We start from the raw sequence: 21,587 nt of genomic DNA on the forward strand, positions 1-21,587 counted from the left end.
CACAGGGGTATCTGGTTCGATACCCCGTTTTCGTTTTCCGGCACTCGATCTCCCGCCGCTTCCGGTTTATTGTGTCCTTTCGCAACATCGTAAACCTGGAGAACCAAGCGTGTTTCAGAAAGTTGACGCCTATGCCGGCGATCCCATCCTTTCTCTGATGGAACGTTTCAAAGAAGATCCCCGTCAGGACAAAGTGAACCTCAGTATTGGTCTTTACTACAACGAAGAAGGGATCATTCCGCAGCCTAGCGCCGTTGCCGCAGCGGAGGCGCGTCTGAACGCCCGGCCGCACGGGGCGTCGCTTTATTTGCCGATGGAAGGTCTGGGTAGTTACCGCCACACCATTGCGCCGCTGCTGTTTGGCGCCCACCACCGGCTGTTGCAGTCCGGTCGTGTCGTGACGATTCAGACCCTGGGCGGTTCCGGCGCGCTGAAAGTCGGCGCCGATTTTCTTAAACGTTATTTTCCGCAGTCGAAAGTATGGGTCAGCGATCCGACGTGGGAAAACCATGTTGCAATATTCTCCGGGGCTGGATTCGAAGTAGGTACTTACCCCTGGTTTGACAACGATACCAAAGGCGTGCGTTTTAGCGCGCTGCTGGAAGCCCTGAGCGCGTTGCCGCCCCGGGATATCGTATTGTTGCATCCTTGCTGCCATAACCCGACGGGCTCCGATCTGACCAACAGCCAATGGGATGCGGTGGTGGAAGTGCTGAAAGCGCGTGAGCTGATCCCGTTCCTCGACATCGCCTATCAGGGGTTTGGCGCCGGAATGGAAGAAGATACCTGGGCGATTCGCGCCATGGCTGACGCCGGCCTGCCGGTACTGGTCAGCAACTCCTTCTCCAAGATTTTTTCACTGTACGGCGAGCGGGTCGGCGGGCTGTCGGTAGTGTGCGAAGACGCCGATACCGCCGGGCGCGTGCTGGGACAACTGAAAGCCACCGTGCGTCGTAACTATTCCAGTCCGCCAAACTTTGGCGCTCAGGTGGTCTCCACCGTCCTCAACGATGATACTCTGCGCGCCAGTTGGCTGGCGGAAGTGGAAACCATGCGCCTGCGGATAATCGATATGCGTCAGGCGCTGGTGGACGTTCTGAAAACCGCGATGCCGGGCCGGGATTTTGATTACCTGCTCAGGCAGCGCGGGATGTTTAGCTACACTGGCCTGAGTGAGGCGCAGGTCACTGAACTACGGGAAACCCATGGTGTGTATCTGATTGCCAGCGGCCGAATGTGTGTCGCCGGGCTGAATAGCCGCAATGTTCAGCAGGTGGCGCGCGCCTTCGCCGCAGTGATGTAAGTATTTACTAACATTTCGTGCCCTGTGTTCTGCAGGGCACTGTACTCACATTTGACACTTTTTCCTCGATCTGTGTCGGATAAGTCCTTTCTGATGCTGGTGATTCACCAGGCGTTGCGCTAGTTTTTGATCGCTTAAGAACGATTTTCAGGGTAAAGGAATATCTCTATGCGCAAGTTGACCCGTACGTTGGGCGTACTGTGCCTGGTATTTGGTGCTTACCAGGCCGCTTTTGCCGCCACTTCTGCGTCTTTACCGCTCTGGCCGGGGGTGAACAGCGCCCAACTGGCAGCCCAGGCGCCGGTCCACTGGGTATCGGTGGCGCAGATAGAAAACAGCCTGACTGACCGGCCGCCAATGGCGATTGGCTTTGATATTGATGACACAGTGCTGTTTTCCAGCGCCGGTTTCTGGCGCGGGCAGAAAGAGTTTTCGCCGGGCAGCCAGGCGTACCTGAGTAACCCGGCATTCTGGGAAAAGATGAATAACGGTTGGGATGAGTTCAGCATCCCGAAAGAGGTGGCTCGTTCGCTGATCGCGATGCACGTCCGGCGTGGCGACAGTATTTATTTTATTACCGGGCGTAGCCCGACCAAAACTGAAACCGTCTCTCGTGTGCTGCAGGAGAATTTCCTGATTCCGGCGTCCAGTATGAACCCGGTGATCTTTGCCGGCGATCGTCCTGACCAGAACACCAAAATTCAGTGGATTAAAGAGAAGGACATCAGGATATTCTACGGCGATGCCGATGCGGATATCACCGCAGCTCGTGAGGCGGGGATCCGCGGTATTCGGATACTGCGCGCCTCGAACTCCACCTATCGACCTCTGCCCCAGGCCGGGAAGTTTGGTGAGGAAGTGATCGTCAACTCGGAATACTGATGAGCAAGTCCGTCGCGTGAATAAAAATTGCGCGGCGGGTTTTACCTTTCGCCGCTATGTAGCACACTTAAGGGAGCCATTTCACACACGGGAACAGAACATGTGGTTGCAACAAACCTTAACGTTGAGCGCGAAGCCGCGCGGGTTTCATCTGGTGACGGAGGAGATCCTCGGCCAGTTGCCTGATTTGTCGCGCATCAATACCGGTTTGTTACATCTGCTGCTTCAGCACACTTCCGCCTCGCTCACCCTGAACGAAAACTGCGATCCGACGGTGCGTCAGGATATGGAGCGTTATTTTCTCTCCAGCGTGCCGGACAATGCCCCGTATCAACACGACGATGAAGGGCCGGATGATATGCCGTCCCATATCAAGTCGTCGCTGCTCGGCGTCTCGCTGCTGCTGCCGGTACACCGGGGGCGGGTCCAGATGGGGACGTGGCAGGGGATTTGGCTGGGAGAACATCGAATACACGGCGGTTCGCGCAGAATCGTCGCCACGTTACAGGGGGAATAATAATGACCACTTCGGAGCTACTTCAGTACTGTATGGCGAAACCGGGCGCAGAGCAAAGTATGCACAGCGACTGGAAAGCCACCCAGATTAAGGTGGACGATGTGTTGTTTGCGATGGTTCATGACGTGGATCATCGCCCGGCGGTATCGCTGAAGAGTAGCCCTGAGCTGGCCGAGCTGTTACGCCAGAAGCATCAGGACGTTTTTCCCAGCGCGCACCTTAACAAAGCCCACTGGAGCACCCTGTGGCTGGACGGTACGCTACAGGACTCGCAGATTTACTATCTGGTTGACGCCTCTTACCAACTGGCGCTGGCATTGCTGCCGGAACACAGCCGCAGGCAGTTATTCCCGGAGTAATGCTGGCGGTTTGGCAGACTATAACGGCCAACAGTGGGAGCAGGTCATAGCTCGGCGGGCGGGAAAAGAATAATGCCCCCGAGAGGGCATTAGAGTTACTTCAGCATCGGCTTCAGGAAGCGAGCCGTGTGCGATGTCGGGCACTCAGCGACGGTTTCCGGTGTGCCGGAAACCAGTATTTCGCCGCCGCCGCTGCCCCCTTCCGGACCAAGATCGACAATCCAGTCGGCCGTCTTGATCACGTCAAGGTTGTGTTCAATGACCACGATCGTATTGCCCTGATCGCGTAGCTGATGCAGCACGTCCAGCAGTTGCTGGATATCGGCGAAGTGCAGGCCGGTCGTCGGTTCATCGAGAATATACAGCGTCTGGCCGGTACCACGTTTGGACAGCTCGCGAGCCAGCTTGACGCGCTGCGCCTCACCGCCGGAAAGCGTCGTGGCCGACTGGCCGAGCCGGATATAAGAAAGCCCGACGTCGATCAGCGTTTGTAGCTTACGGGCCAGCGCCGGCACGGCATCGAAGAACTCGCGTGCTTCTTCGATGGTCATATCCAGCACTTCGTGAATGCTCTTGCCTTTGTATTTAATTTCCAGGGTTTCGCGGTTATAGCGTTTACCTTTGCACTGGTCGCACGGTACATAAATATCCGGCAGGAAGTGCATCTCTACTTTGATCACCCCATCGCCCTGGCAGGCTTCACAGCGCCCGCCACGCACGTTAAAGCTGAAACGGCCCGGCGTATAGCCGCGGGAGCGGGATTCCGGTACCCCGGCGAACAGTTCGCGTACCGGGGTGAAAACACCGGTATAGGTGGCCGGGTTCGAACGCGGCGTGCGGCCAATTGGGCTCTGGTCGATATCGATGACTTTATCGAAATTTTCCAGCCCCTGGATATCGCGATAGGGCGCGGGTTCGCTCAGGGTCGCGCCGTTGAGCTGGCGCTGAGCGATAGGGAACAGCGTATCGTTGATCAGCGTCGATTTCCCCGAGCCGGACACCCCGGTGATACAGGTAAATAGCCCTACCGGCAGAGTCAGGGTAACGTCTTTCAGGTTATTGCCCCGGGCGCCGATCAGTTTCATCACCTTCTGCGGATCGGCCGGTACGCGCTGTTTCGGCACCGCGATCTGGCGAACGCCGCTCATGTACTGACCGGTCAGTGATTCCGGCGTCGCCATAATAGCGTCCAGCGACCCTTCGGCCACCACCTGGCCGCCGTGAACTCCGGCGCCGGGGCCGATATCGATAATATGGTCGGCGGTACGAATGGCGTCTTCGTCATGCTCCACCACGATCACGGTATTGCCGAGGTTGCGCAGATGGATCAGGGTTTCCAGCAGGCGCTCATTGTCGCGCTGATGCAGGCCGATGGACGGCTCATCCAGCACGTACATAACGCCGACCAGCCCGGCGCCAATCTGACTGGCCAGACGAATACGCTGGGCTTCCCCCCCGGAAAGGGTCTCCGCGGAACGGGACAGCGTCAGGTAGTTAAGGCCGACGTTAACCAGAAATTGCAGGCGATCGCCAATTTCTTTGAGCACCTTCTCGGCGATTTTCGCTCGCTGGCCGGCCAGCTTCAGATTGTTGAAGAAGTCCATCGCATGGCCGATGCTCATATCCGAAATGGTTGGCAGCGCGGTATTTTCAACAAAAACGTGGCGCGCTTCGCGCCGCAGTCGCGTACCTTCGCAACTGGCGCAGGGACGATTGCTGATAAATTTCGCCAGCTCTTCGCGCACTGCGCTGGACTCGGTCTCTTTGTAGCGGCGCTCCATATTATTCAGCACCCCTTCGAAGGGGTGGCGCCGCACCGAAGTATCGCCGCGATCGTTAATATATTTAAATTCGATGGTCTCTTTGCCGGAGCCGTAGAGCACTACTTTTTGCACCTGAGCGCTCAGGCTATCCCAGGGGGCTTCAATATCGAATTTGTAGTGCTCGGCCAGCGAGCAAAGCATCTGGAAGTAGTAAAAATTGCGACGATCCCAGCCGCGGATCGCGCCGCCGGCCAGCGACAGTTCGCTGTTTTGTATTACCCGATCGGGGTCGAAATATTGTTGCACCCCCAGACCGTCGCAGGTGGGGCAGGCGCCGGCCGGGTTGTTGAATGAGAATAGGCGCGGCTCCAGCTCGCGCATACTGTAGCCGCAGATCGGGCAGGCGAAGTTGGCGGAGAACAGCAACTCCTCGGCCTGCGGGTTATCCATATCCGCCACGACCGCAGTGCCGCCGGAAAGCTCCAGCGCGGTTTCAAACGACTCCGCCAGACGCTGGGCCAGATCTTCACGCACTTTAAAGCGATCCACCACCACTTCAATGGTATGTTTTTTCTGCAGTTCCAGCTTCGGCGGATCGGACAGATCGCAGATTTCGCCGTCAATGCGCGCGCGGATATAGCCCTGGCTGGCCAGGTTCTCCAGGGTTTTGGTATGTTCCCCTTTGCGCTCTTTAATGATGGGGGCCAGCAGCATCAGGCGTTGGCCTTCCGGCTGGGCCAGCACATTGTCCACCATCTGGCTCACGGTCTGGGCCGCCAGCGGTACATCATGATCCGGGCAGCGCGGTTCGCCGACCCGGGCGAACAACAGACGCAGGTAGTCGTGGATTTCGGTAATCGTCCCCACCGTCGAGCGCGGGTTGTGAGAGGTGGATTTTTGCTCAATGGAGATGGCCGGGGACAGCCCTTCGATATGGTCGACGTCCGGTTTTTCCATCAACGACAGGAACTGGCGCGCATAGGCGGAAAGAGACTCCACGTAACGGCGCTGCCCTTCCGCGTACAGGGTGTCGAATGCCAGAGAGGATTTGCCGGATCCCGACAGCCCGGTAACGACGATAAGTTTGTCGCGCGGGATGACGAGGTTGATATTTTTGAGATTGTGGGTGCGGGCGCCCCGAACTTCGATCTTATCCATTCACCTTTCCCGGTAATAACGTATGAACCTGGGTTGCTGCCTGTCTTTGTGATGTCGCGGAAGTGAGCGCCCGGCCTGCGCGGCGCAGGCGCGCAAAAGCGCCATCTACCGATTTGCAGACGAACTCAGCCCCCGGTGGACAACCATCGGCCTGAAACGGCTAATTATGACACAGTTTAACCTGAATGAATATACAGTAGTGGATGTCGTCTCGCAGGCCAGAATGTAACCGTTTCATCTGGCAAAACATTTTTGGAATCTGTTTCCCGGCGATTACAGCAGGCTTTTGCCGTGATAGAATCCCCGGTTTACACTCTTAAAGAAACGTTTTCAGGAGATTCGAACTATGGCCAGCAGAGGCGTCAACAAGGTGATTCTCGTCGGTAATCTCGGGCAGGACCCGGAAGTACGCTATATGCCGAATGGTGGCGCAGTTGCCAACATTACGCTGGCTACTTCCGAATCCTGGCGCGACAAGCAGACCGGCGAAATGAAAGAGCAGACCGAATGGCACCGCGTTGTGCTGTTCGGCAAACTGGCGGAAGTGGCCGGCGAATATCTGCGCAAAGGCTCGCAGGTGTATATCGAAGGTCAGCTGCGTACCCGTAAATGGCAGGACCAGAGCGGCCAGGAGCGTTACACCACTGAAGTAGTGGTCAACGTGGGCGGCACCATGCAGATGCTCGGCGGCCGTCAGGGCGGCGGCGCTGGCGCTCCGGCCGGTGGTGGGCAGCAGAGCGGCGGCTGGGGTCAACCACAGCAGCCGCAAGGTGGTAGCCAGTTCAGCGGCGGCGCGCAGTCGCGTCCGCAGCAGCAGGCACCGGCAGCACCGTCTTCCAGCGAACCGCCGATGGACTTTGACGACGATATTCCGTTCTAATCCTGTGGAATATCTGAGAGATCATTTGTTGATATCTCCTTTTTGGCCCCGATTATTTCGGGGCTTTTTTATTGTCGTATGAGATGAAAATACCCGTTCTGTCTTCTGCCGCAGTTTATGGCCTCACACAGGGCTGTCGCTTTGTGAAATATGCGATGTTCGGGTGTAGCAAAATTCCTCTAAACTTTCCGTTAACCCATTCTCTAATTTCTGCCTAATTTAGCGCGCTTTTTCCTTCCGTTTCCTTTCCCTTACTTTGCGGTTTCTATATCTCAGCATCTCAGCATCTCAGCATCTCAGCATCTCAGCATGTCGCCAGCGCTTGTGGATATTTACTGACGGCATATTGCGTTGATGCTTGCGTCAGTGCTCAAAGGTAGGTCGGATACACCTGGCTGGGGAAAGTTTTTCGCTGCGGTTGATGGGTTCAGGGGACTGCTGCAAACGCAACAGGGAATATCATCAGTTGTTGCGTTTCCCACTCCGTATAAAAATTTTAATTAATTTAACTGCATGAAAAATAATATTTTTTTATTTTTCTCAGTGTGGCACAACTATTGCTTTGGTCGCTTATAACATGAGTAGCCAGATGTGAAAATGTTTATTCAATAACGGTATAAAAATATCCATATGTACATTATGGCTATCGCGTGTGATAGCCGGGAAAGGAATGGTGATTATGTCTGTTAATACTGAGACCAAACGTTATATACAACACGCGCCGGATGCCCGGGTGATTGGCAGTGATTCGCAGGCGCTGGCGGTGGCTCATGAGGTTGCCGCGCTTTTACTCAGCGGCGCCGCTGAGCGGGATCGTACCGGCATTGTACCGCCGGAGATTATCAATGCTTTTTCCGACAGCGGTCTCTGGGGGATCACGGTGCCGCGTAAGTGGGGCGGCGCAGAGGTTTCTGCGGCGACTCTCGCATCGGTCATTGCGATCATCTCCGCGGCAGATCCCTCGCTGGGGCAAATTCCGCAAAACCATTATTGCCTGCTGGAAGATATCAGATTGCAGGGGAGTGAAGAGCAGCAGCGTTTCTTCTTTGAACTGGCGTTGAAGGGAAACCGCTTTGCCAATGCGTTATCGGAAACGACAGGGAAAAACGTTCAGGATATCCAGACCCGTCTGACTGAAACCGCGCAGGGGTTACGGATTAATGGGCGCAAAGGTTACTGCACCGGGTCGGCGTACGCCCACTGGATAGGTATTCTGGCGCTGGATGAGGCGGGTAACGCGCAGCTTGCCTTTGTGCCGCGCGATACGTGTGGCCTAACCGTACTGGATGACTGGGCGTGTCTGGGGCAGAAAACTACATCCAGCGGCACCGTCATTGCAGAAAACCTTGCGGTATCCGCCTTCCATTTAATCCCCACCTGGAAATCTTATGCTTCACCGACGCTGGCGGGACCGTTCGCCCAGTTAACCACGGCGGCTATTGATGCCGGAATTGCCCGGGCGGCGCTTAACGACACTGTGAACTTTGTACGTCAGATGGCGCGTCCGTGGATTGATGCCGGGGTTGAGCAGGCGGGGGACGATCCTTTAACGATTTACCAGGTAGGGATGCTGGATAGCCGACTGGCTGCAGCGGAAGTACTGCTGGAGCGGGCCGGTAAGGTACTGGATGAATTCCGGGATAACCTGAGTGAAGAAACCGTTGCGCTGGCTTCTGTCGCCGTCGCGCGGGCGAAAATTTTCACCACGGAAATCGCTCTGGAAGCGGCGAGCCGTCTGTTTGAACTGGGAGGTACGCGCTCGACCCATCCGCGTTATCACCTGGACATGCACTGGCGTAATGGTCGTGTCCATACGCTGCACGATCCGGTGCGCTGGAAATACCATCTGCTGGGCAACTGGGTGCTGAACAATAAATATCCGCCGCGTCACGACTGGAACTGAGGGGGCGATGATGCTGGCGTTACTGGCGGAAATCGACTGGGCCGATGTGGCGGAAGCGGGTATCGACACGCTGGTCATGCTGGCGTGCGCGTTAGGCTTTACGGTTTTGATTGGGCTACCGCTTGGGATCGTACTTTACCTGACCGGCCAGCCGCGTTTATTGCACGCTCCGTTGCTGCATCGGGCTTTGTCGCTGGTGGTGAATGTGCTGCGTTCGCTGCCGTTTATTATCTTGCTGATCGTGATGATCCCCCTTACCACGCTGCTTACCGGAACGTCGCTCGGCGTTGAGGGCACCATACCCCCTCTGGTCGCGGGCTGCGCGCCGTTTTTCGCTCGCCTGGTTGAAACGGCGCTACGCGAGGTCGATCACGGTCTGGTGGAGGCGAGCTGGGCCATGGGAGGTAATACCTGGCAACTGATCTGGCATACGCTGCTGCCGGAATCCCGTACAGGGATTATTGCCGCGGTCACCGTCACGGCCATTGTACTGGTGGATTATACCTCAATGGCCGGGGTCATCGGCGGCGGCGGTTTGGGGGATCTGGCGATCCGTTTCGGGTATCAGCGTTTTCAGACCGATGTGATGATCGTGACCGTGGTATTGCTGATCGCCTTAGTACAAATCTTACAAATGAGCGGCGACAGGTTAGTACGCCATGTCAGCCGTAAATAACCCTTACCTGTTGTTGAATTTAAAGGAAAATGCAATATGCAAAAACGACTTCTGGCTGTCCTGTTGGCTTTATTTCCGATATTTGTTTTCGCCAGTGAAACATTAACCGTGGGAGCGACTCCGGTACCCCATGCGGAAATTCTGGAGTTTGTGAAGCCGACGCTGGAAAAAGAGGGGGTGGAGCTGAAAATTAAAGTGTTTAACGACTTTATTCAGCCTAACCAACAACTGGCTGAGAAGAATCTGGATGCTAATTATTACCAGTATCGTCCGTTCCTTGATGATTACAATAAAACGCGTCATACCAACCTGGTTCCGGTGGTTGGGGTGCATATTGAACCGTTCGGCGCTTATTCAGTGAAGTACCACAGTATTAAAGATCTGCCTGACGGGGCGACCATCGCCGTTCCTAATGATCCGGTTAATATCGGGCGGTCGCTGGTATTGCTGAACGAAGCGGGACTGCTGACCCTGAAAAATCCGCAGGATCCGCAATCGGATGAAAAGGACATTATTGCCAATCCGCACCATTTTAAAATTCGCCAGTTAGAGGGCGCGATGCTTGCCCGGGCGGTTAATCAGGTCGATTTAGCCTTTATCTTTGCAAACTATGCGCTGGAAGCCGGTATTGATACCGATAAAGCCCTGATTGTTGAGAAAGGAAAAAGTCTCTATGTCGAATATCTGGTCGCCAGGCCGGACAATATCAACGATCCGCGGATTCAGAAACTGGCGAAAGCCCTGAACTCTGATGCGGTGCGCCAGTTTATTCTGACCCGCTATCAGGGGAAAATTATGCCCGGCTTCTGAGAACTTTGTATACCGGATGTTATCGCCTGGTCGGGTATCAGTGAGGGGGAGGAAAAGAGAGTGAATAATATCATTCGGGCGCCATATATTCAGTTAACCGGAATCAGTAAATCCTATGCGAATGGGGTTCAGGCATTACAGGATATCAACCTGGATATTTATCCCGGCGAGGTCTTTGGCATTATTGGTCGCAGCGGGGCAGGTAAGTCGACACTGTTACGCCTGTTTAACCGGCTCGAAGATGCGGATAGTGGAAAAATCACTATTGGCGGGGAGGATATCCGCCAGGGAGGCCACTCACGGTTGCGCGATTTACGGCGGCGGGTAGCGATGATCTTTCAACACTTCAACCTGATGTCGACCAAAACGGTGGCGGAAAACGTTGAACTGCCGTTGCGTATGGCTGGCGTACCGGCCAGTGAACGCCGCCAGCGAGTGGATGAGATGCTACATCTGGTTGGGCTGGAGGCATTGCGCGACAGTTGGCCGGCACGGCTTTCCGGCGGGCAGAAACAGCGCACCGGTATTGCCCGGGCGCTGGTGACGCAGCCGGAAATTTTATTGTGCGATGAAGCCACTTCGGCGCTCGATCCGGAGAATACGCTGTCAATACTGACGCTGCTCAGGCAGATTAATCAACGGCTTGGGTTAACCATTATCCTGATTACCCATGAAATGGATGTTATCCGTACGCTGTGCGATCGGGTCAGCGTACTGGAAAAGGGAAACATTATTGAGCAGGGGGAGGTGTGGCGAGTTTTCGGCGAACCGCAGCACGCGGTCACCCGAAGTATGCTGGGAACCCTGCATCATGGCCGACCGGAACGTGAAAACCGGTTGAATGACAGCCGCCAACAGATCACCCTGTATTTCAATGGCGCTAACGGCAGGGAGCCGGATCTGCAGCAGATAGCCAGCGTGCTGGGCAATCGCTCCAGGCTGATCTACAGCAGTTGTGAGCAAATCCAGGGGCGCGTGGTTGGCCAGCTACAATTCCGTATCGAGCGGCCATTAACCGCGGAACTATTACGAATGGCTGAACAGATTGCTGATAAAATCGCTATGCCATAGCCCTGGGTTTTCCCGGTTCCTGTCCGGCGTCGGTGAATAATAAATGCAACTGGTCTTTATGAGTCATTGATTATCGATAATTTTCGGCCTTGCCCGGACATTTCCCGGACAGTCGTTTTGGATTAAAAAATATTCTCTCCCGCAGGCCTGTCAGGAAAAGATGCGCCTGCGGATATTCCCGTTAACCGCGCCGATCTCAGAGATAACCGTCCCACTCCCCGCTATCAAGTGACTAAAGAGCGACTTCCCGAGCCGGTCGTTACGTTCGTTATATTCACGTTGTATATATATGTGGTCTTATGATCAATCCGCATTTATGGCCTGTGATAGGCTGAATCCATTAACCTTATTAAGAGCGCGGTGAAACGCGTCTATGTTGAGAGTCTGGCAGTAAAAATGAACAAAAAGACCTTTTTTACGCTGCTTCTGGTCGTGGTGGTGATTTCTCTTGCCGTCTTGTTCCGCGCACAGAATCAGGATCTTCTGTTGCAGGGGGAAGTGGATGCGACCGAAGTGATCGTGACCTCGAAGGCGAAAGGGCGAGTGGTTGAGCGTCTGGTGGAAAGGGGCGATGACGTTAAAGCCGGACAATTGCTGATGAAGCTGGAAGCCCCGGAGCTGATAGCCCAGCTTAAAGCCGCCCAGGCGGCCCGCGATCAGGCCCAGGCGCAGCTTGATTTATCCCTGCACGGCACCCGTGAAGAGAGCCTGCGTAATCTGAGGGCGAACCTTAAAGACGCCGAGGCCGCCTGGCGCAATGCCGAAGATGTCTGGCAGCGTAACCGCAGCGTGGCGGCGAAAGGCTATATCTCCGCTCAGGAGCTGGAAGATTCGCGCAACAGCCGCGATAGCGCCTGGCAGAAAGTTCAGGCGGCGAAGGCCAGTATGGACGAAGGGTTGAACGGCGATCGCGACGAGCAGCGCCGTATCTACGTCGCTCAGCTACGCCAGGCAGAGCAGGAACTGCTGGAAATTCAGGTCCAGGTTGACGATCTGAATGTGCTGGCGCCAGTTGACGGTGAAGTGGGCCCCATTCCGGCGGAAACGGGAGAACTGCTGAACGCCTCCAGCCCGTTAATTACCTTAGTGCGCCAGCCGCAGGCGTGGTTTGTATTTAACCTGCGTGAGGATATCCTCGCCCATGTCCGCAAAGGGGATAAGGTGAAGATCCGCGTGCCGGCTCTGAATAATCAGGAAATAGAGGCGGAGGTGCGCTATATCGCGCCGCTCGGCGATTACGCTACCAAACGCGCCACCCGGGCCACCGGGGATTTTGACCTGAAAACCTTCGAAGTCCGGCTGTGGCCGAGTCAGCCAGTTGACGGACTGCGTCAGGGGATGAGCGCGCTATGGCAATGGAAGGTTTAAGGTCCGGCTGGCGCAGCTTCAGCCAGGCTTTCCGCCGCGAAATTCGTACCGCGTTCCGTAAACCGGTGATCCACTGGCTGGGCTGGTGCTTTCCGCTGCTGCTGTTCGGCCTGATCGGCAGCAACTTTTCCGAGGGTACGCTGCTGGAACTGCCGGTGTCGGTGGTGGATAACGATCACAGTCAGCTTTCGCGTAACCTGATCCGTAAGCTGGATGCCGGTTCCCATGCGCGAATTTCCGCCTATGAAGGCGGTCTTGCGGCGGCGGAACAGCGGCTACGCAACGCCCAGGATTACGGTCTGCTGTATATCCCGGCGGATTTTGAAGCCGATGTGCTGGCCGGACGCCAGCCGCAGGTGGTGTTTTACTATAACGCGCTGTTTTACGGAGCCGGGCTCTACTCCACCCAGGATTTCAGTAGCCTGATGGCTGAACTGAACGGCAGCTATCGTTCGATTATCGCCGCCCAGACCGGCAAAACGCTGCCATCGCTGCCTGAGGTGGTGTTGTCCTATGACAGCCTGTTCAATGCCAGCGGCAGCTATGTGTATTATCAACAGTTTGCCGCGACCATCCACCTGGTGCAACTGTTCGTGGTGACCTGCATGATCTACGTACTGGCACGCAGTAAGCCGCTGATCTACTCCAGCTCTTTCAGCATGTCTTTACTGGGGAAGCTGGCGCCTTACACGCTTTGCTATACCACGCTGCTGATGGCGGAGCTGGCGTTACTGGTGTGGATTTTCGACGCCCGGGTAGTGGGAAATCCGTGGTATATGCTGTGCGTCGGTTTCTTTTACGTGATGGCCGCCCAGAGCATTGGTCTGCTGCTGTTCGCCTTCACCAGTAGTGCGATTACCGCTTATACCCTGATGGGGATTATGGTCAGTATCGCGCTGACCTTTTCCGGGGTGGCGGTGCCGGAGCTGTCGATGCCGCTGCCGGCGCGCATTATCGCCAATATCGAGCCGTTAACCCACGCGCTGTATGCGATGTTTGATATTTTCCTGCGTCAGGTGCCCGGCAAACCGGTGGTGAGTGTTTGCGCGCTGCTGTTGATCTACCCGCTGGTGGCGGGTCTGCTGGTGCGCAGGCGTCTGCCGGCCAGGCTGCGCAAGCAGGAGGTGGTGCGGTGAAAGCGGCGCTGAAAATGTACCAGGCGACCTTTATCAAAGTGTTGATGGGGTTGCTGGAGCGGCCGATGTGGATGCTGCTGTTGGTCTCCCTGTGCGTGATGAGCATGGTCTATGCCCACCGTACGGTCTGGGATCTGCCTGTGGCGGTGGTCGATCAGGATCACAGTACCGCCAGCCGGCTGCTAATTCGCAATCTTGATGCGACCGCGAAGATCAACATGCGCAGCTACGAAAGCGTTAACGAGGCGGTGCGCGATCTCGGCTGGCGCCGGCTGTTTGCGGTGATCATTATGCCGCAGGATCTGGAAAAGAAGCTGCTGGCCGGTAAGTCGGTGACGGTGCCGGTTTACGGCGATGCCACTAACCGATTAGCCAATGGTCAGATCCAGCAGGACGTGGTGGCCGCATACCAGGAGATGCTTAACCATTACGATATTGAATTGATGCTGCGCAGTGGCTTCAGCTATCGTCAGGCGCAGGTCATTCTGACGCCAATCATCGCCCAAACCCAGGATCTGTTTAATCCCGGTATCAGCTTTGCCGCGATTATTTTCCCCGGTCTGTTGGTGATGTTGTTACAGCATTCGCTGATGATCGCCAGCGTGCGGGTCAGTATCGCCATGCGCGCCCAGGGGAAGCCGCCGCTGCCGGTCTACCTCGGCGGGCTGTCGGCGCTGCTGCCGATCTGGCTGTTTCTATCGATTGTGCTGTTTGTACTGTGGCCCTGGGTACTGGGATACCGCCAGACGGCGGGGATAGCGGAAATCTTGCTGTTGACCTTTCCGTTTCTGCTGGCGGTGCTGGGGCTTGGCAAGTTGCTGACCGAGTGCCTGCGCAGCGTGGAGATGATCTATCTGACGCTGTCTTTCATCACCATGCCGGTATTTTATATTTCCGGTACTATCTGGCCGTTACAGGCGATGCCTGGCTGGGTGCGGGCGGTCTCTTATATGCTGCCGTCGACATGGGCGACCAAAGCGATCGCCGGCGTTAACCAGATGGGGCTCTCCTGGCACAGCGCGCTGACGGACGTCATGATGCTGTTACTGCTGGGGGCGTTTTACACGCTGCTGGGAATGGGCGTTGGGCTGCTGCGCGATACCGGGCGCCTGCGGAAACTGCTGCGGCGCCGGGCCGGATAACGGCTGCGTTACTCAGACCCGGCCCTGAATGCGTATTTGGGCCTGGTCGATGACGGGAGGGCTGATTATCAGTTCAGCATCATCGGCCATTCCGGCGGCGTGCGGCTCATCACATCCATGAATACCTCTTTGAAGTGGGCCCACATCACCGGAAAATCGAGACTCAGGCCCAGCAACCCGGTAGCGAACCAGCAGGAGGCGGCAATCCCCATGCCGCTGGAGACGATCGCCAGCGCGTGATAGTCCGACTTGCGAAATTTAACGTTCAGGGTGCTGGCCAGAAACATAAGCACCGCACTCAGCAACTGCCAGCGCATTAAAATCACACTGGTGGTGATGGTAGCCATGAAAACCGTTCCTCAGGATATGTCGAATAACGCTCACGGACGCTTGCGGCATCACAATCCGGGTCTGAGAGCGTTAGTTGCTGCAGAAAAATAGACAGAGAGCGGGTTAGCTCTCTTTTGTGAACTATATCACATTTGCGGATTTATTCACCAGCAACAAAACGGCGCCTGGCGCGGTTAATGCCCCACGGCGGCGGCGGGGCCGCCAGCGGGCTTTCAGGCGTGGTGGCGGTAGTCGGTCGGGGTGCGGTCATACTCCCGGCGAAAGACCCGGGAAAAGGTTTGCTGGGAAACGTAGCCAAAATCCATGGCGATATCAAAAATAGGTTTTTTGGTGGTGCGCAACGCTTCGGCAGCCAGCACCAGGCGACGCTGGCGAATGTAGTCGCCCAGGGTCTGGCGCATCACTGTGCGGAACATACGCTGCAGGTACCACTTCGAATAACCGGATTTTTTGGCCACGATATCAATGTTCATGGGCTGGTCAATGTGCTCGTCAATCCATGCAGTCAAGGTGTGAATAATCTCCCGGTGTGACATGTCATCCTCTCCTTTATCGATTAGCTCTTGTTACTGACCGGGAGTATAATTCCTCAAGTTAACTTGAGGTAAAGTCCATTTTGCAAAACCAGGCATCTGCTTTAAAAAAATTCCTCACCCCCGGCGAAGTAGCGAAGCGAAGCGGCGTGGCGGTGTCGGCCCTGCATTTTTATGAGAGCAAAGGGCTTATCAAAAGCATTCGCAGCGCCGGCAATCAGCGGCGCTATACCCGCGATGTCCTGCGCTATGTGGCGATTATCAAAATCGCCCAGCGTATCGGCATTCCGTTGAGCACTATCCGCGATGCGTTCAGCGTTCTGCCGGAGGGGCATACCCTGAGCGCTAAAGAGTGGAAGGTGTTGTCGCGCCAGTGGCGTGAAGAGTTGGATCGGCGTATTCGCACCCTGGTGGCGCTGCGCGACGATCTGGATGGCTGCATCGGCTGTGGCTGTCTGTCGCGTCGCGACTGCCCGCTGCGCAACCCTGACGATCGTCTGGGTGAGCAGGGGACCGGCGCCCGATTGCTGGAAGACGACTAAACGCTGTTCGCGTAGCGGTAGTGATTAGCCGGCGCGTCCACGCCGCCGGGCGGAATCGCGCGCTATTCTCTATAGTGGAATGAATCTCACCGCTTTGCGGAGGCACTATGGTTGTTGTCCACCACCTTGAACGTTCGCGCTCCTGGCGCGTGCTGTGGATGCTCGAAGAGCTTGGTATTCCCTGGAAAATGGTGCGCTACTCCCGGGAACCTTCGATGCTGGCGCCGGAGGCATTGAAGAAGATCCACCCGCTGGGTAAGTCGCCGGTCATTGAAGACAACGGCCATGTACTGGCGGAGTCCGCGGCGATTCTTGAGTATCTACAGGAAACGTACGACAGTGCGCAACAGTTGCGGCCGCAAGGGCAGGAAGAGCGCCTGCAATACCGTTTCTGGCTGCACTATGCCGAAGGTTCCCTGATGCCGCCACTGTTGCTGAAACTGGTACTTGGGCAAATGGGCAAAGCGCCGGTACCCTGGCTGCTGCGCCCGCTGGGTAAGGTGCTGGGTAAAGGGGTGGAAAGCGCCTTTCTCAACCAGCAACTGGCGACCCATAGTCGCTTTATTGAGCAGCATCTGGCTGAGCACCGCTGGTTCAGCGGCGAGCAGTTCAGCGTCGCCGATATCCAGATGAGCTTTCCGGCGTCGGTTCTGCTGGCGCGCGGTGGGCAGGGCGATTTACCCCATCTGAGCGACTGGCTGGCGCGCGGCAGGCAACGTCCGGCGTGGCAGCGGGCCGAGGAGGCGGGCGGTCCTTTTGATCTGCCTGGTTAGTGTGAACGGCGCAGATGTTAATAATTTGCGCACCGGCGATAACGTTTGCGCATCAGCAGGCGATTAATTCGCCGGCAAGCGGTTTTTTTCGCAAAAAGCGTGAAAGTTTGGTTGAAACGGGCGCTATGAAGACCGGATAATCGTTTGCCTGTATTTCTTAGCCGTTTTTTACGCGCCAGGTTAAACGTTTGCGTGGCGACTGGCGTAATGCAGCAGGGCAGATATTTTGCCGGCGAAAGGATGTTCGCGCTGCGGGAAAATTCAATCATAAATACTCAGGGGATGTTTCACTATGTCTACGCCTTCAGCGCGTACCAGCGGTTCGCTTGACGCCTGGTTTAAGATTTCCGCACGCGGCAGTACCGTGCGTCAGGAAGTTGTCGCCGGTCTCACCACGTTCCTCGCTATGGTCTATTCGGTTATCGTGGTGCCGGGAATGCTGGGCAAGGCCGGTTTTCCGCCAGCGGCCGTGTTTGTTTCAACCTGCCTGGTCGCTGGTTTCGGGTCCATCGTCATGGGGCTGTGGGCAAACCTGCCGATGGCTATCGGCTGCGCCATCTCATTAACCGCATTTACCGCTTTTAGCCTGGTGCTGGGTCAGCAGATCAGCGTACCGGTGGCTCTCGGCGCCGTATTCCTGATGGGGGTACTGTTTACCGTTATCTCCGCGACTGGTATCCGCAGTTGGATCCTGCGTAATTTGCCGATGGGCGTCGCTCACGGTACCGGCATCGGGATTGGTCTGTTCCTGCTGTTGATTGCCGCCAACGGCGTTGGCCTGGTGATTAAAAACCCGCTGGAAGGGTTGCCGGTGGCATTGGGCCACTTCACCAGCTTCCCGGTGATCATGACGCTGATCGGGCTGGCGGTCATTATCGGTCTGGAGAAAATGAAAGTGCCGGGCGGTATTCTGCTGACCATTATCGGCATCTCTGTTGTCGGGCTGATTTTCGACCCGACAGTGCATTTCTCCGGCATCTTTGCCATGCCGTCCCTCAGCGATGAGCAGGGTAACTCACTGATTGGTAGTCTGGATATTATGGGCGCGCTTAACCCGGTAATTCTGCCCAGCGTGCTGGCGCTGGTCATGACCGCGGTATTTGACGCCACCGGGACCATTCGCGCGGTGGCCGGCCAGGCGAACCTGCTGGATAAAGACGGGCAGATTATTGATGGCGGCAAGGCGCTGACCACCGACTCCCTGAGCAGCGTCTTTTCCGGCCTGGTTGGGGCGGCGCCAGCGGCGGTATATATCGAATCCGCGGCGGGTACCGCGGCAGGAGGCAAGACCGGCCTGACGGCGATTACTGTCGGCGTGTTGTTCCTGCTGATTCTGTTCCTGTCGCCGCTCTCTTACCTGGTGCCGGCCTACGCTACCGCGCCGGCGCTGATGTATGTTGGCCTGCTGATGTTGAGCAACGTCGCTAAAATCGATTTCAACGACTTTGTTGACGCGATGGCCGGGCTTATCACCGCGGTGTTTATTGTCCTGACCTGCAACATTGTGACCGGTATTATGATCGGCTTCGCGTCGCTGGTGGTGGGGCGCATTGTCTCCGGCGAATGGCGTAAACTGAACGCCGGCACCGTGGTTATCGCCGTGGCGCTGGTGGCGTTTTACGCCGGTGGTTGGGCTATCTAACGTTTCTGACTTTCCCGGACAGGCCGAATTTTCGGCCTGTTTTTTTATCTGGTTTAATCCGCTTCCTGTTTCCTTATCGTAGAAAAAGTTGTTCTATTATCAGAACAACATTCGCCTGCCGGTTGGCGGGTAGCAAAACATCGCGACTAAGGAAAGCATGGAAATCTTTTTTACTATTCTCATTTTGACCCTTGTGGTCTCACTGTCCGGCGTAGCCACGCGCATCCTGCCTTTTCAGGTTCCCCTGCCGCTGATGCAGATTCTGCTCGGGGCGCTACTGGCATGGCCGACGTTCGGGTTGCATGTCGACTTTAACCCGGAACTGTTCCTGGTACTGTTTATCCCGCCGCTGCTGTTCGCCGATGGCTGGAAGACCCCCACCCGGGAGTTTATCCACCACGGCCGGGAAATTATCGGCCTGGCGCTGATGCTGGTACTGGTGACCGTCGTCGGGATCGGCTACCTGATTTACTGGATGGTGCCGGGGATCCCGCTGATTCCGGCGTTCGCCCTTGCGGCTGTATTGTCGCCCACCGATGCCGTCGCTCTGTCAGGCATTGTCGGCGAGGGGCGTATTCCCAAGAAAATCATGGGGATTTTGCAGGGCGAGGCGCTGATGAACGACGCTTCCGGCCTGGTGTCCCTGAAGTTTGCCGTCGCCGTGGCGATGGGGACGATGGTCTTTACCGTCGGCGGCGCGACCTTTGAATTTATGAAAGTGGCCGTGGGCGGTCTGCTGGCGGGGATTGCCGTCAGCCTGCTGTACGGGCGCTCTCTGCGCCTGATGAGCCGCTGGAGCGGCGACGAACCGGCAACCCAGATTGTCCTGCTATTCCTGTTGCCGTTCGCCTCTTACCTGATTGCGGAACATATCGGCGTTTCCGGGATTCTGGCGGCGGTGGCCGCCGGGATGACCATTACCCGCTCCGGGGTGATGCGCACCGCGCCGCTGGCAATGCGCCTGCGCGCTAACAGCGTCTGGGCGATGCTGGAATTTGTGTTCAATGGCATGGTGTTCCTGATGCTGGGTCTGCAACTGCCGGGGATTTTGCAAACCTCGCTGGCGGCGGCGGAGATCGATCCCAACGTGGAGACCTGGATGCTGTTTATGGACATTATCCTGGTCTACTTTGCGCTGATTCTGGTGCGCTTCCTGTGGCTGTGGGCAATGAAGAACATCAGCCTGCGTTTCCTGAAGAAGAAGCCGATGGAGTTTGGTAGTTACAGCACCCGGGAACTGCTGATCGCCTCCTTTGCCGGGGTGCGCGGCGCCATCACGCTGGCCGGCGTGCTCTCTATCCCGCTGTTCCTGCCGGACGGCAGCGCCTTCCCCGCCCGTTATGAACTGGTGTTTATCGCCGCCGGAGTGATTCTGGTCTCGCTGCTGGTGGGGGTTGTTATGCTGCCCATCCTGTTGCGCCACGTCGAGGTGACTGATCATGCCCAGGCGCACAAAGAGGAGCGCCTTGCCCGGTCAACAACCGCGGAAGTCGCTATTGTGGCGATTCAGAAGATGGAAGAGCGCCTGCTGACGGATACCAACGAGAACATTGACGATCAATTGATTAAAGAGGTGAGCTCGCGGGTGATCGGTAACCTGCGGCGCCGGGCCGATGGTCGTGACGACGCGGGCAATAGCGAGATGGAAGAGAACCTTGAGCGCCGTTTCCGCCTGGCGGCGCTGCGCTCCGAACGCGCCGAGCTCTACCATCTGCGCGCCACGCAGCAGATTAGCAACGAGACCCTGCAAAAGATGCTGCACGATCTCGACCTGCTGGAAGCATTACTGATCGAGAAGAGTTAACTCTCAGGCTGGCCGGCAGACGTCGGCCAGCGCTGCTGGCAGCAGTCGATCCATGCCCGGGCGCTGTGGGACTGGTAGACGCCGTCGCGCCAGATCATCCCCAACTGCCACTGTAGCTGGCTGTTCAGAGGCAGCCACATCAGGCGCTCCCTGTCCAGCCGCTGGCATACCGGCTCCGGCAACACCGCAATGCCGACGCCGGCTTCCACCATCGCCGCCAGAAAATCCCACTGCCCGCTGCGTACCGCAATGCGCGGCGTGACGTTGCGCTCCTGAAACAGCTGCATAAGCTGGCGGTTCAATGAAAAGTCTTCACTGTAAATTACCAGCGGATGCTCGCCGAGCTCCTCCGGCGCCAGGGCCGCGCGCTGCTGCCAGTCGGCGGTTTTCGGTACCAGCACGCACAGTGGATAACTGAATAACGGCATGGTGGCGAAATGGCTCTCATCCGCGAGGGGAAAAGCGGTAATGGCGAGGTCCAGCTCGCCGTTCATCACCGCCTGCTGGACCGTCAGGCCGCCAAATTCGGCGATTTTCAGCTCCACGCCGGGGTATTGCTGACGATAGGCGCTCAGCGGCCCGGCAATCATCATTCCGACCATGGGGGGAATGCCGAGGCGCAGGATCCCTTTGTTAAGGTGGTTGATATCCCCCAGCTCGCTTTCCAGTTGGTGGAATTCCGCCAGAATCGCCAGCCCGCGTTCATACACCACCCGGCCGGTATCGGTCAGCAGTAGCCTGCGGCCGTTGCGCAGCAGCAGGGTACAGTTAAGTTCGTCTTCCAGGTTACGCAGCATCTTGCTGATGGTCGGCTGGGTGACAAACATTTTTTCCGCCGCGCGAGTGAAACTCTGCTGACGCACGACTTCGACAAAATAGCGCAGCGTTCGGATATCCATAACTATTCCTGTTAACTATACCTGCAATGATTTTAATTCATTTCCTGCCAGTAAAGCGCCTCTCTATACTGCCAT

21 protein-coding genes are annotated in these 21,587 nt (G+C 56.6%); 16 read left to right on the forward strand and 5 right to left on the reverse strand.

The genetic code is table 11. The features are described from left to right. Window positions 1-109: 109 nt before the first annotated feature. The 4 genes from AQ981_RS14325 to AQ981_RS14340 all read left to right on the forward strand — a co-directional run bounded on the left by AQ981_RS14325 (window position 110) and on the right by AQ981_RS14340 (window position 3,061). Window positions 110-1,303 carry an amino acid aminotransferase gene (locus AQ981_RS14325; protein ID WP_058912432.1) on the forward strand — a complete coding sequence of 398 codons (1,194 nt, stop codon included), beginning with the start codon at window positions 110-112 and terminating at the stop codon, window positions 1,301-1,303. Window positions 1,304-1,471: 168 nt separating this feature from the next. Continuing rightward, entirely contained in the window at window positions 1,472-2,185 is a 714-nt protein-coding gene (gene aphA, locus AQ981_RS14330; protein WP_058912433.1) for an acid phosphatase AphA, read from the forward strand. Window positions 2,186-2,285: 100 nt separating this feature from the next. Continuing rightward, window positions 2,286-2,702 (forward strand): secondary thiamine-phosphate synthase enzyme YjbQ, encoded by a 417-nt coding sequence (locus tag AQ981_RS14335; protein WP_058912434.1) that lies wholly within the window; start codon window positions 2,286-2,288, stop codon window positions 2,700-2,702. Between the two features lie 2 nt (window positions 2,703-2,704). Next, window positions 2,705-3,061, forward strand: a complete 357-nt coding sequence (locus tag AQ981_RS14340) for an MmcQ/YjbR family DNA-binding protein (RefSeq protein WP_058912435.1) — start codon at window positions 2,705-2,707, stop codon at window positions 3,059-3,061. Window positions 3,062-3,156: 95 nt separating this feature from the next. On the opposite strand, the gene uvrA is transcribed toward AQ981_RS14340, so the two are convergent. After that, complete coding sequence (uvrA, locus tag AQ981_RS14345; RefSeq protein ID WP_058912436.1) at window positions 3,157-5,982, reverse strand: excinuclease ABC subunit UvrA; 2,826 nt, start codon at window positions 5,980-5,982, stop codon at window positions 3,157-3,159. 346 nt (window positions 5,983-6,328) lie between these two features. Here uvrA and ssb1 point away from each other — a divergent pair, with 346 nt between their 5' ends. The 8 genes from ssb1 to AQ981_RS14385 all read left to right on the forward strand — a co-directional run bounded on the left by ssb1 (window position 6,329) and on the right by AQ981_RS14385 (window position 14,968). Then, entirely contained in the window at window positions 6,329-6,862 is a 534-nt protein-coding gene (gene ssb1, locus AQ981_RS14350) for a single-stranded DNA-binding protein SSB1 (RefSeq protein ID WP_058912437.1), read from the forward strand. 679 nt (window positions 6,863-7,541) lie between these two features. Next, on the forward strand, window positions 7,542-8,765 hold the full coding sequence (locus AQ981_RS14355; RefSeq protein ID WP_058912624.1) for an SfnB family sulfur acquisition oxidoreductase: 1,224 nt from the start codon (window positions 7,542-7,544) through the stop codon (window positions 8,763-8,765). Between the two features lie 10 nt (window positions 8,766-8,775). Beyond that, complete coding sequence (locus AQ981_RS14360) at window positions 8,776-9,441, forward strand: methionine ABC transporter permease (protein ID WP_058912625.1); 666 nt, start codon at window positions 8,776-8,778, stop codon at window positions 9,439-9,441. A 36-nt stretch (window positions 9,442-9,477) separates the two neighbouring features. Continuing rightward, complete coding sequence (locus AQ981_RS14365; RefSeq protein WP_058912438.1) at window positions 9,478-10,251, forward strand: MetQ/NlpA family ABC transporter substrate-binding protein; 774 nt, start codon at window positions 9,478-9,480, stop codon at window positions 10,249-10,251. A 60-nt stretch (window positions 10,252-10,311) separates the two neighbouring features. After that, the gene (locus AQ981_RS14370; RefSeq protein ID WP_058912439.1) at window positions 10,312-11,322 is read left to right on the forward strand and encodes a methionine ABC transporter ATP-binding protein; all 1,011 of its coding nucleotides are present in this window, start codon (window positions 10,312-10,314) and stop codon (window positions 11,320-11,322) included. 396 nt (window positions 11,323-11,718) lie between these two features. Next, on the forward strand, window positions 11,719-12,690 hold the full coding sequence (locus AQ981_RS14375; RefSeq protein ID WP_058912440.1) for an HlyD family secretion protein: 972 nt from the start codon (window positions 11,719-11,721) through the stop codon (window positions 12,688-12,690). Further along, window positions 12,672-13,826 (forward strand): ABC transporter permease, encoded by a 1,155-nt coding sequence (locus AQ981_RS14380; RefSeq protein WP_058912441.1) that lies wholly within the window; start codon window positions 12,672-12,674, stop codon window positions 13,824-13,826. Before AQ981_RS14375 ends, AQ981_RS14380 begins: the two co-directional genes overlap by 19 nt. A gap of 8 nt (window positions 13,827-13,834) precedes the next feature. Continuing rightward, a complete protein-coding gene (locus AQ981_RS14385; protein ID WP_058912626.1) occupies window positions 13,835-14,968 on the forward strand; it encodes an ABC transporter permease in 1,134 nt (377 codons plus the stop codon). Window positions 14,969-15,036: 68 nt separating this feature from the next. Here the strand turns inward: AQ981_RS14385 and AQ981_RS14390 are convergent, their stop codons facing one another. Next, complete coding sequence (locus AQ981_RS14390; RefSeq protein WP_058912442.1) at window positions 15,037-15,315, reverse strand: YjcB family protein; 279 nt, start codon at window positions 15,313-15,315, stop codon at window positions 15,037-15,039. A gap of 216 nt (window positions 15,316-15,531) precedes the next feature. Then, the gene (soxS, locus tag AQ981_RS14395) at window positions 15,532-15,855 is read right to left on the reverse strand and encodes a superoxide response transcriptional regulator SoxS (protein ID WP_058912443.1); all 324 of its coding nucleotides are present in this window, start codon (window positions 15,853-15,855) and stop codon (window positions 15,532-15,534) included. A gap of 80 nt (window positions 15,856-15,935) precedes the next feature. On the opposite strand from soxS, the gene soxR reads away from it, so the two are divergent. Further along, the gene (soxR, locus tag AQ981_RS14400; RefSeq protein WP_058912444.1) at window positions 15,936-16,394 is read left to right on the forward strand and encodes a redox-sensitive transcriptional activator SoxR; all 459 of its coding nucleotides are present in this window, start codon (window positions 15,936-15,938) and stop codon (window positions 16,392-16,394) included. A gap of 107 nt (window positions 16,395-16,501) precedes the next feature. Continuing rightward, window positions 16,502-17,167, forward strand: coding sequence for a glutathione S-transferase family protein (locus tag AQ981_RS14405; RefSeq protein WP_058912445.1), 666 nt, complete (start codon window positions 16,502-16,504; stop codon window positions 17,165-17,167). 17 nt (window positions 17,168-17,184) lie between these two features. Here the strand turns inward: AQ981_RS14405 and AQ981_RS14410 are convergent, their stop codons facing one another. After that, window positions 17,185-17,436 (reverse strand): hypothetical protein, encoded by a 252-nt coding sequence (locus AQ981_RS14410; RefSeq protein ID WP_058912446.1) that lies wholly within the window; start codon window positions 17,434-17,436, stop codon window positions 17,185-17,187. 23 nt (window positions 17,437-17,459) lie between these two features. Here AQ981_RS14410 and AQ981_RS14415 point away from each other — a divergent pair, with 23 nt between their 5' ends. Together AQ981_RS14415 and AQ981_RS14420 are read left to right on the forward strand one after the other, a co-directional pair. Beyond that, the gene (locus AQ981_RS14415; protein WP_058912447.1) at window positions 17,460-18,809 is read left to right on the forward strand and encodes an NCS2 family permease; all 1,350 of its coding nucleotides are present in this window, start codon (window positions 17,460-17,462) and stop codon (window positions 18,807-18,809) included. A 157-nt stretch (window positions 18,810-18,966) separates the two neighbouring features. After that, window positions 18,967-20,613, forward strand: coding sequence for a Na+/H+ antiporter (locus AQ981_RS14420; RefSeq protein WP_058912448.1), 1,647 nt, complete (start codon window positions 18,967-18,969; stop codon window positions 20,611-20,613). On the opposite strand, the gene AQ981_RS14425 is transcribed toward AQ981_RS14420, so the two are convergent. Then, on the reverse strand, window positions 20,610-21,512 hold the full coding sequence (locus AQ981_RS14425) for a LysR family transcriptional regulator (RefSeq protein WP_058912449.1): 903 nt from the start codon (window positions 21,510-21,512) through the stop codon (window positions 20,610-20,612). The two genes, AQ981_RS14420 and AQ981_RS14425, sit on opposite strands and share 4 nt — an antisense overlap. Window positions 21,513-21,587 lie beyond the last annotated feature (75 nt).

The organism is Entomohabitans teleogrylli (assembly GCF_001484765.1).
In the GTDB taxonomy this organism is placed as follows: Bacteria; Pseudomonadota; Gammaproteobacteria; order Enterobacterales; family Enterobacteriaceae; genus Entomohabitans; species Entomohabitans teleogrylli.